The sequence below is a fragment of the Streptomyces sp. R818 genome, assembly GCF_056172735.1.
In genome coordinates this window covers 78,540-94,220 of the sequence record NZ_JAOCNE010000011.1, presented here as the reverse complement: position 1 = coordinate 94,220, position 15,681 = coordinate 78,540, and the positions used below count along the sequence as shown (strand labels likewise).

General features: G+C 72.8%; 10 protein-coding genes. All 10 read right to left on the bottom strand.

The annotated features are described in order from the left end of the window. Positions 1-14: 14 nt before the first annotated feature. The 10 genes from N5I75_RS25245 to N5I75_RS25200 all read right to left on the bottom strand — a co-directional run bounded on the left by N5I75_RS25245 (position 15) and on the right by N5I75_RS25200 (position 15,567). A complete protein-coding gene (locus N5I75_RS25245) occupies positions 15-1,754 on the bottom strand; it encodes a CocE/NonD family hydrolase (protein WP_476681274.1) in 1,740 nt (579 codons plus the stop codon). A gap of 549 nt (positions 1,755-2,303) precedes the next feature. Continuing rightward, on the bottom strand, positions 2,304-3,236 hold the full coding sequence (locus N5I75_RS25240; protein ID WP_476680894.1) for a S66 peptidase family protein: 933 nt from the start codon (positions 3,234-3,236) through the stop codon (positions 2,304-2,306). After that, on the bottom strand, positions 3,233-5,221 hold the full coding sequence (locus N5I75_RS25235; RefSeq protein WP_476680892.1) for an LpqB family beta-propeller domain-containing protein: 1,989 nt from the start codon (positions 5,219-5,221) through the stop codon (positions 3,233-3,235). Before N5I75_RS25235 ends, N5I75_RS25240 begins: the two co-directional genes overlap by 4 nt. A gap of 89 nt (positions 5,222-5,310) precedes the next feature. Further along, positions 5,311-6,654 (bottom strand): M20/M25/M40 family metallo-hydrolase, encoded by a 1,344-nt coding sequence (locus N5I75_RS25230; protein ID WP_476680890.1) that lies wholly within the window; start codon positions 6,652-6,654, stop codon positions 5,311-5,313. Next, entirely contained in the window at positions 6,647-7,480 is an 834-nt protein-coding gene (locus tag N5I75_RS25225; RefSeq protein ID WP_476680888.1) for a M55 family metallopeptidase, read from the bottom strand. Before N5I75_RS25225 ends, N5I75_RS25230 begins: the two co-directional genes overlap by 8 nt. 127 nt (positions 7,481-7,607) lie before the next feature. After that, positions 7,608-8,930: an enterochelin esterase gene (gene fes / locus N5I75_RS25220; RefSeq protein ID WP_476680886.1), complete on the bottom strand. Its 1,323-nt coding sequence runs from the start codon at positions 8,928-8,930 to the stop codon at positions 7,608-7,610. A gap of 76 nt (positions 8,931-9,006) precedes the next feature. After that, entirely contained in the window at positions 9,007-9,738 is a 732-nt protein-coding gene (locus tag N5I75_RS25215; RefSeq protein ID WP_476680884.1) for a class I SAM-dependent methyltransferase, read from the bottom strand. A 68-nt stretch (positions 9,739-9,806) separates the two neighbouring features. Further along, positions 9,807-12,254 (bottom strand): ATP-binding SpoIIE family protein phosphatase, encoded by a 2,448-nt coding sequence (locus N5I75_RS25210; protein ID WP_476680882.1) that lies wholly within the window; start codon positions 12,252-12,254, stop codon positions 9,807-9,809. A 180-nt stretch (positions 12,255-12,434) separates the two neighbouring features. Continuing rightward, complete coding sequence (locus N5I75_RS25205; RefSeq protein WP_476680880.1) at positions 12,435-14,912, bottom strand: MFS transporter; 2,478 nt, start codon at positions 14,910-14,912, stop codon at positions 12,435-12,437. Between the two features lie 211 nt (positions 14,913-15,123). Beyond that, positions 15,124-15,567: an SRPBCC family protein gene (locus N5I75_RS25200; protein WP_476680878.1), complete on the bottom strand. Its 444-nt coding sequence runs from the start codon at positions 15,565-15,567 to the stop codon at positions 15,124-15,126. Positions 15,568-15,681: the final 114 nt, after the last annotated feature.

The window sequence follows — 15,681 nt, the reverse complement described above, 5'->3', positions numbered from 1 at the left end:
ACGGCGGCGCGGCTCTACGGGGTCACGACCGGCAGCTCGACGGTGCCGGTGTCGTGCGGCGCGCTGACGACGGTGACCGGCTTGATCCCCTTGTTGCCGCCGTACGCGTCGTCGCTCGCCGCGATCACGAACCGGATGCGGTGCCCCTTCTCGTAGCGGTGGACGATGCCGGGGAGCGTGACGGTGAAGGGGCGCGTGACGTCCGGGACGCGAGCCGGGGCGACGAGCCGGTGCACGAGCGTCTTCGTGCCGTCCGGCGCGACGTCGTACAGCTTGGCGAAGAGGACGAGCTTGTCGGCGGCGTCGGCGGAGTTCTGCACGCGCTCCGTCGTCGGCGAGACCACCTTGAGGGTGGCCTTGGGCGCGCCCACGACGTCGGTCGCGCCGGCCAGCGGCTCGGTGGTCCAGTCGAGGTACGTGGAGCGGGTGTCGCGCGGCGGGGAGTCCGAGAGGCCGATGATGCCGGCGAGGGAGGACTCGGAGTGGCTGGTGGGAATCAGCCAGTTGCGGTACGTGCGACTGCCGCGAGCGACTTTCCCGGCGTTGTCGACAAGTTTGCCGTCGCCCGAGAGGTACAGCTTCTTCGTCAGGGCGGGAAGGCTGGAAGCGGTGGCGTAGGTCGCGGTGGGGTCGTCGATCCAGTCGCGGTAGTAGGCGAAGGCGGGACCGGTGTCGACGCTCGTGTCCTGGTGGAGGTATCGGTCGAACCAGGCGAGGATCCGCTTGCCGACGTAGCTGGTCCCCAGGTTCCCCTGCGCGAGGTTGAGCTCGCCGCTCGCGGGATCGGTGAGGCCGCCGCTGTGCCCCCAGGACTGCCAGATCATCTTGGTGGCGGTGCCCTGGGCGCGGAGGGTGTCGTAGCTGGCCCTGGCCTCGTTCAGGTTGAACAGGCTGTCGGCCTGGCCCTGCACGAGCAGCGTCGGTGCCTTGACGTCCTTCAGATACGAGACCGGGGAGACGGAGCGTGCGTAGTCGAGCAGCGCCTTGGTCCTGCCGGCGGGGTAGCGGCCGGAGTTGAGGGTGCGGATCGTCTCGCAGGCGTCGTCGACGAAGTGCAGGCAGCCGAGCCTGTTGACGCGGGACGGGTCGAGCGACGGCTGGAGCAGCGGCTGGCCCTCGCCCATCAGGTAGAAGCCGTTGGTCCACTGCCACTTGAAGACGCCGGGGACGTCGCGCTCGGCGGTGTCGCGGGCGGTGGCGTTCTGCGGGTCGAGGGAGTAGGCCAGGTCGTTCCAGGTGATCATCGGGACCAGGGCGTCGACGCGGTGGTCCACGGCGGCCGTCGCCAGCTGGATCGCGCCGCCGTACGAGCCGCCGATCATGCCTACGCGCGGGTCGCCCTTCTTGTCGGCGCTCACGTAGTCGACGGTGGTGCCGTCGTCGGCGGCGCGGGTGCCGGCCAGGAAGTCGACCAGGGCGGAGGCCGCCTTGCCGTCGATCCCCGGGTCGTCCAGGGAGATGAGGCAGCCGGACTTGCCGAACCCGAGTCCGGAGTAGGCGAGTCCGACGTAGCCGCGCTGCGCGAAGGCCCTGCCGGTGGCGTCGGTGGAACCGTCGGACTTGCTGCCGCCGAAGCCGTTGGTGGTGAGTACGGCGGGGGCGGGGTTCTTGGCGTCTGCGCCGGCGGGGCGGTAGAGGTCGGCGTCGATCACGCAATTGCCGCCGGCGGTGGGGACGGTGAAGGTGAGGGGGGTGACGGTGTAGGCGCCGGGTCCGTCCAGCTTGGGCGGCGTGGCCGTTGCGGGGGTGGCCATGGCGAGGGGGACGAGGAGTGCCGCCGTGCCGAGGGTGCTGATGACTCTGGGGACGGCTCGGGACACGTGGGGCCTCCTGGCGGGCTGTACCGACCGGTAAGTTTGGGGCGTGGTCATCGTGTGACACGTGTCACGGGGCGGTCAATGGGTGGGCGGGGTGTTTTCTTCCGGGTGGCCCATTCGCCGTAGGGGTTCTTGTCCGGATGGGGAGGTGCGGGTGGTTCGTGGCTGATCGCGCAGTTCCCCGCGCCCCTGGAGTGCGCACTGCGTGCGCCGCTCCATCGGTTCTCGGGCGCGGCTTTCGTCGTGGCTGGTCGCGCAGTTCCCCGCGCCCCTGAGATGCGCACTGCGTGCGCCATCTCAGGGAGGCGCGGCGAAGCCGCAGCCTCCAGGGGCGCGGGGAACGGCGCGAGCAACCACGACGGCGCCGCGGCCGCAAGACAACGACAACCGGGCAGACGCCCCGCAAGGGGCGCGGGGAACTGCGCGACCAGCCACGACGGCGCCGCGGTCGCGAGACAACGGCGACCCGGCAGACGCCCCGCCGGATCAGGCCAGCGCCGGCGCGTCCAATGTCAGCGTCAATGACCCGGTGTCCAACCGACCCGCCACCCCCAGAGGGACTGTCAGTGAGCCCTCCCCGTGGCCGAAGCCGAACTCCTCCACCACCGGGACCCCGAGCCCGCCGAGCCGGTCCACCAGCACCTCGCGCACCGGCTCGCACTCCGCCCAGGAGCCGAGGACGAACCCGGAGACACCCTCCAGCCAGCCCGCGCGCAGCAGCTGCGTGAGATACCGGTCGACCCGGTACGTCTCCTCCCCCACGTCCTCCAGGCACACCAACCCGCCCCGCGCGGAACCCCGCGCCCCGCGCACACCCACATCCCCCGCGAGCAGCGAAAGGCACCCGCCCAACGTCACGCCCCGCGCAACCCCGGGCACCAGCACCCCCGCGCCCTCCACCCCCCGCATCACCTGAACGGACTCCGGCTCGAACAACGTCGCCCGCAAGTGCTCCTGCGCCCGCGCGCTCTTCACGAAGTCCGCCGCCGCGACCATCGGCCCGTGCAGCGTCGAGACACCCAGCCGCACCGCGAACGCCTCGTGCAGCGCGGTGATGTCGCTGTACCCGACGAACACCTTCGGCCGGGCGCCCCGCATCGCGGCCCAGTCGAGCAGTTCGACCATGCGCTGCGCCCCGTACCCGCCCCGCGCACACAGCACGGCATCGACCGAGGGGTCGCACCAGGCCCGCTCCAGATCGGCCGCACGGTCCGCGTCCGCCCCCGCCAGGTACCCCAGCGCCGGGTGCACGTCCAGCACGTGCTCCATGACGACCGGCTCCAGGTCCCAGCCCCGCAGAAGGTCGAGCCCCGCCTGCAACCGGTCCTCCGGCACGGGCCCGCTCGGCGCGACGACGGCGACCCGCGCGCCGGGAACGAGACGCGCGGGACGGGCCAACGAGGCGACCCCAGCCGTCACTTGGTGAGCTCCAGCCGCGGCACACCCGCCACGTCGAGCCGGAACACCTGCGCGTACAGCGACAGTTCGGCCTCCAGCGCCCGCACCATCGTGTCGGCCCGCCGGAACCCGTGCCCCTCCCCCTCGAACGCGATGTAGGCGTGCGGCACCCGCCGCCCCTCGCCCTCGACCCGTTCGAGGAACCGCTCGCACTGCGCGGGCGGACAGATCACGTCGTCGAGCCCTTGCAGGAGCAGGAACGGCGCGGTCAGGCGGTCGGCGTGCTCCACCGGTGAGCGTTCGGCGTAGCGCGCGGGGACCTCGGCGAGCGGTCCGACGAGCGTCTCCAGGTACTGCGACTCGAAGTCGTGGGTCTCCCCGCTGCCCCAGGCCGTGAGATCGAGGATCGGGTAGATCACCGTCCCGCAGGCGTAGACGTCCGTGCTGGTCAGCGAGGCCGCACTCGTCCAGCCGCCCGCGCTGCCACCGCGGATCGCGAGCCGGTCGCGGTCGGCGGTGCCCTCGGCGGCGAGGGCGAGGGCGACGGCCGCGCAGTCCTCGACGTCGACGACACCCCACTGTTCGCGCAGCCGGTTGCGGTACGCGCGCCCGTACCCGGTCGACCCGCCGTAGTTGACCTCGGCGACACCGATGCCACGCGAGGTGAAGTAGGCGATCTCCAGATCGAGGACGAGCGGCGAGTGCCCGGTGGGGCCGCCGTGCGCCCACACGACGTACGGGGGCAGCTCCTCGTCGGGCGCGGCGTGCGTGGGGCTGTGCGGCGGGTAGATGTGGGCATGGACCGAGCGTCCTTCGGGGCCCTCGAAGGTGCGGATCTGCGGTTCGGGGTAGTACGCGGGGTCGACGGGGTCCTGGTGCGCGGCGCCGACGACGCGGGCGCGCCCGGTGGCGGTGTCGAGCTCGACGACCTCGTGCGCGGTGCGCGGGCTCGCGGCGATGCCGACGACGCGGGTGCCGTGCACGGCGAGGGACGACGACCATTCGGTCCAGGGCCCTGCCGTGTCGACGACCTCCCCGGTCTCCGGGTCGAGGACGCCGAGCGAGGTGGCGCCGACGCCGTGCACGACGGCGACGAGCCCGGCCTCCAGCGGCTTGAACCAGCTCAGGCCGATCTTCCACAGCGGCCCGCCGAACTCCTCCTCGCGCGGGCACAGGGGCCGGGCAGCGTCCAGACCGGCGTCGAGCCGGTACAGGTTCCACCAGCCGCTCGCGTCACCGGAGTAGAGGAGCGTGCCGTCCGGCGCCCACTCGACCTGGCAGATCGACTCCTCGGGCCCGCCCGCGACCGTCCGCGCGGGCCCGAACGTGCCCTCTTCCGTCACCTCCGCGACGAGCAGCTCCGTACCGTCCCAGGGCATCCGGGGATGGTCCCAGGCGATCCACGCAGCGCGGCTGCCGTCCGGCGAGAGCCGGGCCCCGGTGACGAATCGGTGGGCGTCGTCGCTCAGTTCACGGACCGCCGCCCGGTCCTCGGCGGCCGAGCCGTCGAGCGGGACGGCGGCGACCACGCGCCGCACATCGGTGGGCCCGTCGCCGGTGAACTCCTCCAGGACGCACCACAGCTCGCCCCGGTCGGGGTGGAGCTGCGGGTCGGCCCAGCGCAGCCCGTCCCCGACGGCGGAGAGCGGGGTGAGCGGGCGCGGTTCGGCGCCGGGCGCCTCGGGCTCGTAGGCGTAGAGGCGCTGGTCGGCGAAGTTCACGAAGACCAGGAGCGGGCCCTCGGGGCGGTCGGTGCCGGCCCAGGGGCGGCCGCCGTACTCGATGACGCGGCTGCGCACGTTCCACGGCGCGGGCAGCACCGACTGCTCCGTGCCGTCGGGCCTGCGCCGCACGAGGGCGCGGCGGCCCGCCTCGGTGGGCCGTGGCTCGGTCCACCAGGCTTCGTCGCCGATGAACCCCACGTACTCCGGCTTGCCGTCGTGCGCCGCGGCCAGCGCGGCGTCGATCGGCGACGGCCATGAGCCGTGGCCCTGCGTGTGCACCATGTCGCTCCCGCCCCCCATTTACTCCGGACCCTCCATATTCTTCGTGTCCTCCGTCTTTTCCTAGTGCGTCGCGTGTGTCGGGGCCGTGCCTATGCCGAGCGCAAGAACCGGTCCAGTACTCGCACACCGAAGTGCAGCGCCTCGACGGGCACGCGTTCGTCGACGCCGTGGAAGAGCGCCTGGTAGTCGAAGCCCTCGGGGAGCTTCAGCGGGGCGAAGCCGTAGCCGGTGATGCCGAGCCGGGAGAACTGCTTGGCGTCGGTGCCGCCGGACATGCAGTACGGGACGGTGTGCCCCTCGGGCGCGAACTCCTCGACCGCCGCCCGCATCTTCGCGAACGTCGGCGAGCCGACGGGCGCCTGGAGGGCGACCTCGCGGTGGAAGAACTCCCAGTCGACGTCCGGTCCCGTCAGCTGGTCGAGCGCGGCGCGGAACTCGTCCTCGGCGCCGGGCAGGAAGCGCCCGTCGACGTGGGCGACGGCCTCGCCCGGGATCACGTTGACCTTGTAACCGGCGGCCAGCATCGTCGGGTTGGTGCTGTTGCGCACGGTCGCCTCGACGAGCTTCGCGGCCGGGCCGAGGTTGGCGAGCAGCGCGTCGACGTCGAAGTCCGCCGCCCGCACGTCGGCCTCGATGCCGTAGAGCGCGGCGAGTTCGCTGAGGGCCGCGCGGACGGTGGGCGTGAGGCGGACGGGCCACTCGTGGGCGCCGATGCGGGTGACGGCGGCGGCGAGGCGCGTCACCGCGTTCGCCGGGTTGACCTTGGAGCCGTGGCCCGCCCTGCCGCGCGCGGTGAGCTTCAGCCAGCCGGTGCCGCGCTCGCCCGCGCCGATCGGGTAGATCTGCTTGCCCGCGCCGTCGTGGAAGGTGTAGGCGCCGGACTCGCTGATGCCCTCCGTGCAGCCCTCGAAGAGGTCGGCGTGCTGGTCGGCGAGGAAGCCCGAGCCGTCCTCGGCGCTGGCCTCCTCGTCGGCGGTGAACGCGATGACGATGTCGCGCCGGGGCCGGAACCCGACGCGGGCCCAGTGCCGGACGGTCGCGAGGATCATCGCGTCCATGTTCTTCATGTCGACGGCGCCGCGGCCCCACACCACACCGTCGCGGATCTCTCCGGAGAACGGGTGGACGCTCCAGTCGGCGGCCTCGGCCGGTACGACGTCCAGGTGGCCGTGGACCAGGAGGGCGTCGGCGGAGGGGTCGGTGCCCGCGATGCGCGCCACGACGTTTCCGCGGCCCGGGGTGCGCTCCAGGATCGTCGGTTCGAGGCCCGCCTCGGAGAGCAGGGCCGCCGCGTACTCGGCGGCGGGGCGCTCCTTGCAGTCGCCGCCGCCCCGGTTGGTCGTGTCGATCCGGATCAGCTCGGAGGTGAAGGTGACGACTTCGTCGAGCGCCCTCCCGTCGCTGTCGATCGTCGGAAGGTGCTGGTCAGCCATACTGTTCCTCCACCGCGGCCGAGGCGATCGTGGTGACCGCCTTGAAGGTGCGGATGCCTTCGTACATGGTCTCGTGGGTGTAAGCGATCCTGCGTTCGCCGACGCGCTCGACGCCGGGGACGACGGTCGACGCCATGGCGAGGTGCTCGGCGTCGAACTCGACCTCGATGGTGAACGGGCCGCCCCGCACCGGCTCGTACCGCACGGCGAGGGACGCGGCGTCCTGGGCGGCGGCCCGGATGTCGGCGGCCGTGCGCGCGGGGGTGCGGCACACCGCCGCGTACCGGGAGACGTGGTCCTTGACGGCGACCTTGCGGGCCTCCGGCGCGTAGCCGAGGGCGTCGTCACAGGCGTGGTCGTCGCCGGTGACGAGGACGACGGGGACGCCGTACTCGGCGACCACGTGCGCGTTGAGCAGGCCCTCGCTGGCCCGTACGTCGTTGACCCAGACGCCGGTGATCTGGTTGGCCAGGTAGGTGTGGGCGAGGACGCCCTCCATGCCCGCGCCCGCGTGGTAGCCGATGAACGCGATGCCGTCGACGTCGCCGTGCTGCACGCCCTCGACCATGGAGAGCGACTTGTGGCGCCCGGTCAGCATCTCCGTGCGCTCGTCGAGCTGTTCCAGGAGCAGGTTGCGCATGGTCCAGTGCGCCTCGTTGACGAGGACCTCGTCGGCGCCGCCGTCGAAGAAGCCGAGCACCGCCGCGTTCACGTCCGAGGTGAACATCGACCGGCAGCGCTCCCACTGCGGTGTGCCGGGCAGCACGTCGGCGGGCCAGGTCACGCCCGTGGCGCCCTCCATGTCGGCGCTGATGAGGATCTTCATGAGTAGCACCGTACGCGGATTCGGGCACGCCCCACCAGGCCTGTGGATAACTACCCGAAACTCTCATGGATCTAGACCACTGACGTACCACTGGCGTCCCCCTGACACGCCCCTGCCCGGGCTCTGATCAGGGGTTCAGCATGCGCACCAGCGCATCGATCAGCGCTCCGTGCCAACAGGCGTAGTCGTGACCGCCGTTGAACTCGTCGAGGGTGATCCGGTGGCCCGCGGGGCGCAGGGCGTCGTACAGCGCGCGGCTGTAACCGACCATCGGGCCCTCGTGCAGACCGACGTCGAGGTGGACGGTGAGGTCGCGGGGCGCCTCCTGCGCGTACCGCCGTACGAGCCACGGCACGCCGGTGACCGGGGTCTGCGGAACCCCGCCCTCCGCCGACAGGCCCGGGTGCCACCACAGGGACGCCGACTGTGCGAGGACGTTGCCGAACCGCTCGGGGCGCACCAGCCCCGCGTACAGGGCGGTGAGCCCGCCGAGGCTCTGTCCGGCGACGACGGTGCGGCGCGGGTCGGTCGTGAGCGGCCAGCGTCCCGCCGCCCAGGGCAGGACGTCGTCGGCGAGGAAGGTGACGTAGGAGTCGCGGGCGCTCATCTCGCGCCAGCGGGTCGGGCCGTCGACGGAGTCGGGGGCGAGGACGATCAGCGGCGGCAGGGTCCCGTCGGCGATCAGTGCGTCGAGGGAGTCCTGGAGGCCCATGCCGCCCAGCCACATGTCGCCGTCACCGAGCACGACGACGGGCAGGTCGCGGTGGCCTCCGCCCGGCGGCAGATAGACCCAGACGTCGCGGGCGGCCCCGAGCGCGGGGCTCTCGACGCGGTGCCGCTCGACCCGCCCGCGCTCCACCACGCGCGCGGGGCGCTCCCCGCGTTCCCAGCGCTGTGCGGGCGCGTCGGGCAGGGCGAAGACCGAGCAGTCCGGGCCGCCCCGGCGTGTGGGGATGGTGCGGGGGTTGAGCGGGTCCGGGCCCGCGTACCGCTGAAGGGTCTGCAGGAATCTCTGGAGCAGGGCCGGGTCGGCGGGCGGGGCGCCGGTCGAGACGTCGGCGGCGATGCGGTAGGCGCCGCGGTGGTCGGCGCGCAGGCGCAGGCCGAGGTGCCAGATGTCGGTGTCGGGGACGTGGTGGAGCAGGGCGTCGGCGAGCCGGGCGCGGTCGACGAGGCGGTTGCTGAACAACAGCACGTGCCGGGTCGCCCGGTTGCCGCGGTAGAGGAACGTGAGGGTGCGGTGGCCGGGCTCGCCCTCGATCGGCTCCACGAGCGGGGCGCCGAGCCGGTCCGCGTCGGCCCAGAACGCGGCGGCGATCGCGTCGCGCCGCGCCCCGTGGACCCCGCTCAGCTCGTCGAGCAGCCGTGCCACACGGGTGCCGACGGCCGGACGGGGGCGGACGGCCTCGGCCACCCAGGAGAGATCGGACGAGACCACAGGCGTTCGCATCGCCCCACCGCTTCCTGCCGCACCGGATTACTAGTTAGCTAAGGCTAAGCTAACCCATGCGGTGCGGCCGGGGACGTCAGGGCCGATCGCGGCGCCCCACCACCAGCCACTTCGACGGCAGCTCGATCCGGTTCCCGTCGGCCGTGTACTCGGTGGTCAGCAGCGGCAGCTCCCCCGACGCCAGGACGTCGAGACCGGCCGCCGCGACGTACCCGGGCACGGACGCGTCGGCGACCTCCCCCGGGGCGAGCCCGTGCGTGAAGACCGGGGCCAGCTTGGGCGGCGGCCCCGCCGGATGGCGCGCGAGCTCCCGCAGGATCTCCCCGGCGCGCTCCGCCGGCTCGACGACGAAGCCGCGCCCGCGCTCGCCGACCAGCGTGGCCACCGCGTCGACGAGCGGCTGCCGGTCCTCGGGCTCGCACTGGTGCAGCACGCCGCGCATGTAGACGTTCACGTCGCCCAGTTCGGCGTGGAGCGCCTCCACCTGGGCCGCGTTCGTGGCGTCGAGCTGCCGGAAGTCGGCCTGCTCGGCCGGGTCCGCCTGCCGGGCGCGGTCGAGCGCGGCGGCGGAGAGGTCCGCGCCGATCACCCTCAGGTAGCGGTCGGCGAGGAAGCGGGTCTGGGTTCCGTTGCCGCATCCGAGGTCCACGAGAGGCAGCGCCGCGTGCGCCAACTCCGGTTCGAACAGCGCGAGATGCAGCCCCACGGTGAGGATGGGGTCGGCGTCCCAGAAGACGGCTCCCGGTTCCTGGGGAGCGTCCTCCCAGAACCCTTCCCACGCCGTTCTGTAGCGCTCGGTCACGCTCATGGCTCCCCCAGGTGCGCCCGCGGACTCGACCGAAAGTGTCACGCCGGTCTACCGCGCCGGGGTGCGCCTCACAAGCCCGGTCGCGTACCCAGTTCGCACCAGACGGTCTTGCCCGTCGCCGTCCTGCTCGCGCCCCACTCGCGCGCGAGGTGCGCGACGACCCGCAGGCCCCGGCCGAACGCGTCGCCGGGCCCCGCGCCGCGCAGCGTCGGCAGCGTGGGGTCGGCGTCCTCCACCTCGCACAGCAGCGTGCCCGAGCGCACGAGGCGCAGGTGCACACGGCCGGTCTTGGCGTGCCGTACCGCGTTGGTGACGAGTTCACCGACGAGGAGCTCGGCCGCGTACTCGACGCCCGTGAGGCCCCAGACGGCGAGCTGGTCGCGGACCAGGCCGCGGGCGCGCGGCACCTCGGAGGGTTCCCGCGCGAGCTCCCACTGGGCGACGTCCGCGCCTTCGATGCCGCCCATGCGGACCATGAGGAGCGCCACGTCGTCCTTGCGGCCACCGCGTCCGGCGAGGGAGCGGATGATGGTGTCGCAGGCGTCGTCCATCGAGGCGGCCGGGTGGGCCGCCGACTCGCAGAGCGTCGCGAGCCCCACGCCGATGTCCTCGCCGCGCACCTCGACCAGGCCGTCCGTGCACATGACGAGGCGGTCGCCGGGCGCGACGGGCAGCCGGACGGACTCGAAGGGCACGCCGCCCACGCCGATGGGGGCGCCGGTCGGCAGGTCGAGGAGTTCGCTGCGGCCGTCGGCGGCGCGCACGATCACCGGCGGGATGTGCCCGGCGTTGGCGAGGTGCAGCTCGCCCGCGATGGGGTCGTAGACCGCGTACAGACAGGTGGCGAGGTAGTGCTCGCCGAGACGCTGCGCCAGGTCGCACAGGTTGCGCAGGAGCTGGGCCGGGGGCAGGTCGAGGGCGGCCATCGTCTGCACGGCGGTGCGCAACTGGCCCATCATCGCCGCCGAGTTGAGCCCGTGCCCCATCACGTCGCCGACGACGAGGGCGGTGCGGGCGCCGGGCAGTTTGATCGAGTCGAACCAGTCGCCGCCGACCCGGCCGAGCAGCGTGCCCGGCAGATAGCGGGTGGCGATGTCGCAGCCCGGCATGTGCGGCTCGATGTGCGGCAGCATGCTGTCCTGGAGCGTCTCGGCGACGGACTCCTGGTACGTGTACATGCGCGCGTTGTCGAGCACGAGGCCCGCGCGGGCGGCGAGTTCGGCGCCGGTGACGCGGTCCATGTCGTTGAAGAGGGTCCGCCCCTGGTGGCGCAGCAGAATCATGAAGCCGAGGACGACGTTGCGCGCCTTCAGCGGGACGACGAGCATGGAGCGGTGGGTGATCAGCGGGCGGATGTCGCGCTTCTCGAACTGCGAGGCGATCCCGTTGCCCATCTCCTCGGAGATGTACGGGACGAGGACCGGGTCGCCGGTCGTCATGCACTGGAAGAACGGGGTGTGCGCGGGGAACGGCATCGACTCGCCGACCGGCACCACGTCGTCCCAGCGGCCCGGCTCGTCGGTGTGCTCGACGGCGACGCGGTGCCACATCGTCGTCTCGTCGGGCGGCCCCTCGGGGAACCCCTCGCCCGCGACGACCTGTTCGCGCAAGTAGGTCCCGGCCACGTCGGTGAAGCGGGGCACGACCGCCTTGCTGACCTCGATGATGGTGCGGGAGAGGTCGAGGGACGAGCCGATGCGGCCGCTCACCTCGTTGAGGAACTCCAGGCGCTCGCGCACCGCCACATATTCGAGGTCCTCGGCGTCCTCGGCCGGCGTCCGCGGGGACGGCACCCCGGCCGCCGCCGCACGCGCCGCCTCCGCGCGCCGCGCCTTGCGCTCGGTGCGCCGGGAGACGCCCCAGTCCGCGGTGACGGGCACGCGGTCGTGCCGGCTGAACTCGATGACCGGGTAGCCGAGTTCGAGGACCTGGGAGACGATGCGGGCGCTTTCCCGCACGCTCATGCTGGGCAGGATCTCGGGCAGCCCGCGCGCCAGCTCGTCGGCGGCGGGGAAGTCGGTGTGCAGTGCGAATCCGGGCGCGATCCGCTCCCCCGCCACAGGCTTCGCCGGGCCGTCCGGGCCGGTGTCCGGGTCGCCGCTCAGCTTCCGCGTGTCGGCCGCGAGCACGAGCAGCCGCTCGGGCCCCGGGCCCACCAGCGGGTACGCCCACCACAGGACGTCGATGCGGTCGCGCGGGCCCGCGCTGGTGTCGAGCCGCGCCCGCCCGGCGGCGGGGTAGGCCGTCCGCCCGCCGAGCGTCTCCTCCAGATCGGGCCCGAGCCCGTCGTCGTACGCGCCGAACCCGCCCTGCGCCGCCAGGTCCCGCTCCTGCTCCTGCGGCAGGGCGCCGGAGACGGGCAGCAGGTCGGCGGCGGGCCGCCCCACCGCGTCCTGCCGGTCGGGGCCGAAGAGGCGGCGTGCGCCCGCGCTCCAGTGCGAGACGCGGCCCGCCTGGTCGACGACGACCACGGCCAGCGGGACGCGGCCCTGCGGGGAACGACCGGTGTCCGCCATCGCCGCCTCCTTCCCTCCGGCACGCCGAAGGGGGTGCGTACCGCCTGCTTCCACGGTACGCGCGGCCGTTCAACACCCGAGTGCTTACCGGCGAATTGAGCCCTGTCCCTTGACAGACACTGACAGGCGCTGACAGGCGCTGACAGGCGCTGACAGGCGCTGACAGGCGCCGCCGCGCCGTCAGTCCTCGTGGCCCAGTTGCAGATCGCGCTCCGTGCGGCCGCCCCCGGCGACCTGCAGAACCGTCGCCACCGGCGGATAGCCCGCCGCGATGACCGTGTACTCGCCCGAGGACAGGTCGACGAAGCGGAACGTGCCGTCGGCGCCGGTCGTCAGCGTGTCGACCACGTTGCCCGCCGCGTCGAGCAGCGTGACCCGGGCCTCCTCCACGGGCCGCCCGCCCCCGGCCCGCACGGTGCCGCGCAGCACCGCGCCGCCCGCCAGCTCCACGTCCTGCCGGGTCTCGCGCGAGGCCATCACGGTGACGGGCAGCGCCGCCGGGCGGAACGCGGGGGCGCTCGCCGCGAGGGTGTACTCCCCCGCGACCAACTCCGTGATGACGTAGGCGCCTTCGCGCCCGCTGCGGGTGGTGGACACGACCTCGCCGTGCACATTGGTGAGGGTGACGATCGCGTCCCGTACGGGCGTTCCGTCGGCGGTGAGGACGGAGCCCGCGAGGCGGCCCGCGCCGCCGAGCACCACGTCGAGGTCGACGGGCCGCTCCCCGACGGTGACCGTGACGGCCTGCGGCTGGTGCCCGCCGGCCGCCGCGATCAGTACGTAGCTGCCCGCGCCCGGCGTCGAGAGCGCGTACCGGCCGTCGTCACCGCTGGCGCCGCGCCCGATCTGGGTGCCGCCGACGTCGATGAGGGTGAGCGCGGCGCGCGGCACGGCGGTGCCGTCGGAGTGCCGCACCGTGCCGCAGACGGGGACTCCGGCGGCGTAGGGCCCGCGCTCCTGCGGCAGGACGGCGGAGGCGGCGGGAGCCGGGACAGGAACGGGGACCGTCGGGTCGACGTGGTTCTCGGCGGGGGCGGTGCTGGACAACAGGGGTGTCTCCTTGATGAAGAAGGCGAAAACCAGGCCCAGGACGAGGACCGGCACCAGATAGAGGAAGATGCGCGGCATCGCGTCCGCGTACGCCTGGATGTACGGGGTGCGCAGCGCCTCGGGCAGCGCGTGCACGAGCTGCGGGGTGATCGATTCGGCGTCGGCCCCGGCGGGCAGTCCGGTGCCGCCGCCCTCCGGGAGCCGGTCGGCGAGGGCGTCGGCGAGCCGGCCCGCGAAGAGCGTGCCGAAGATCGCGGCGCCGACGCTGCCGCCAATCTGCCGGAAGTAGTTGTTGGCGCTGGTGGCGGTGCCGAGGTCGCTCGGGCGCACCGCGTTCTGCACGGCGAGGACGAGGACCGGCATGATCAGGCCGATGCCCGCGCCGAGGATCGCCATGTAGACGCTGTACTCCAGGCGCGGGGTGTCGGCCTCCAGGCGCGACAGGAGGTACATGCCGAGCGTGGAGAGGGCGCCGCCGAGGATCGGGTAGAGCTTGTAGCGGCCGGTGTGGCTGATGAGCTGCCCGGAGAGGATCGAGGCGCCGACGACGCCGCCCATCATCGGCAGCATGAGGAGCCCGGACTCGGTGGCGGTGGCGCCGTCGACCATCTGCAGGAAGGTCGGCAGGTAGCTGGCGGCGCCGAAGAGGGCGACGCCGACGACCATGCCGACGAACCCGCTGAGGTTGAAGACGGAGTCGCGGAACAGGCGCAGCGGGATGAGGGGTTCGGCCGCGTACTTCTCGGCGACCACGAACAGCGCGGCGGAGACGACCGCCCCGGCGCCGAGCCCGATGATGACCCGGTCGCCCCACGCGTACTCCGTACCGCCCCAACTGGTCAGCAGGACCAGGCACGTCGATGCCGAGGCGAGCAGCAGTGCGCCGAGGACGTCGAGCTTGGGCTTCTTCGTGGGCTTGGGGAGTTTGAGGACGACGGCCGTGACGGCGAGGGTGAGCAGGCCGAAGGGGACGTTGAAGTAGAAGCACCAGCGCCACGAGAGGTGGTCGGTGAAGTAGCCGCCGAGCAGCGGCCCGGCGACCGAGGCGAGGCCGAACGCGGCGCCGATCAGGCCCATGTACCGGCCGCGCTCGCGGGGCGGCACGATGTCGCCGATGATCGCCTGCACGCCGATCATCAGTCCGCCCGCGCCGACGCCCTGGACGGCGCGGAAGGCGATGAGCTGGTCCATGCTCTGCGCCCGGCCCGCGAGCGCGGAGCCGACGACGAAGACGATGATCGCGAACTGGAAGATGCCCTTGCGGCCGAAGAGGTCGCCGAGCTTGCCGTAGATCGGCAGGCCGATGGTGGAGGTCAGCAGGTAGGCGGTGATCGCCCAGGACATCTTGTCGAGGCCGTGCAGCTCACCGACGATTCTGGGGAGCGCGGTGGCGACGATCATCTGCTCCAGGGCGGCCAGCAGCAGCGCGAGCATCAGGCCGACGAAGACCATCCGCACCCGGCGCGGGCTGAGCGCGTCCTCGGCCGACTGCCGCTGCACGGCGGCCTGTTCGGCCACCGGAGCGGCGGCGACCGGAGCAAGCTCGGTGACCGTCCCCGGTTCCTCCCGCTCCCGCACCGGGTCGGTCACCAGCGTCGTCGTGCCCACGTACTGCTCCCCTCGTCGCCCTTGCGCCGCCCATTTCTCGCATTACGCGACAACGGGGGGCAAGCGCGACGAGGCGCACGTCAGCGGCGCTCGAACGACGAATGCGCCGGTCGGAGCCCTACGGCGTACAACGGGCGCGAAACGAAAAACCACTCGAAACGGTGAGCGTCAGATCATTGTTCGCCCGCGCCCGCGCATCGTTCCGGAGGGGTCACTTCTCCACTTCGGCGGCGAGCTTGGCGAGCACGGCGTCGTAGATGCGGCCGAGCCCCTTGGGCGCGAACGTCTTCTCGAAGAAGCCCCCGATACCGCCCGCGCCGTTCCACACGGTGGTGACGACGACGCGCGAGCGGTCCTCGCCGGCCGGGGTGACGCGCCAGGTCGTGACCATCGAGGAGTTGCGGTCCTTCTCGACGAGTTCGCCGTCGGTGGGCTCGGTGACGTCGAGCAGGCAGTCGCGGACGCGCTTGCTGGTGGCCTGGAGCTTCCAGTGCACGACGGTGCCCTGGCCGTCGCCGCCCTCGCGCACCTCGTACTCGCTGAAGTGCTCGGGCAGCAGCTTGGGGCGGGTGCCGCTGTAGTCGGCGAGGGCGTCGAAGACGTCGTCGGGCTTGGCGGCGACGACGCGTTCCGTGGTGGCCTCGACCTGCGCCATGGCTTTTCCTCCAGCACTTGTTTCCTGTGGGCCGCCCAAGCCAACCACCCCCCGCGCGGGCCGCCCAAACCGGGGTGCTCACGGGGCTCCGGCACCTCCCCGTCACGTCCGCAC

Excerpts from the sequence above, each read along its gene's own strand:
- N5I75_RS25230 (WP_476680890.1), bottom strand. The coding sequence starts at position 6,654 with ATGGCTGACCAGCACCTTCCGACGATCGACAGCGACGGGAGGGCGCTC.
- N5I75_RS25200 (WP_476680878.1), bottom strand. The coding sequence starts at position 15,567 with ATGGCGCAGGTCGAGGCCACCACGGAACGCGTCGTCGCCGCCAAGCCC.
- fes (WP_476680886.1), bottom strand. The coding sequence starts at position 8,930 with ATGCGAACGCCTGTGGTCTCGTCCGATCTCTCCTGGGTGGCCGAGGCC.
- N5I75_RS25235 (WP_476680892.1), bottom strand. The coding sequence starts at position 5,221 with ATGGTGCACACGCAGGGCCACGGCTCATGGCCGTCGCCGATCGACGCC.
- N5I75_RS25225 (WP_476680888.1), bottom strand. The coding sequence starts at position 7,480 with ATGAAGATCCTCATCAGCGCCGACATGGAGGGCGCCACGGGCGTGACC.
- N5I75_RS25245 (WP_476681274.1), bottom strand. The coding sequence starts at position 1,754 with ATGGCCACCCCCGCAACGGCCACGCCGCCCAAGCTGGACGGACCCGGC.
- N5I75_RS25215 (WP_476680884.1), bottom strand. The coding sequence starts at position 9,738 with ATGAGCGTGACCGAGCGCTACAGAACGGCGTGGGAAGGGTTCTGGGAG.
- N5I75_RS25210 (WP_476680882.1), bottom strand. The coding sequence starts at position 12,254 with ATGGCGGACACCGGTCGTTCCCCGCAGGGCCGCGTCCCGCTGGCCGTG.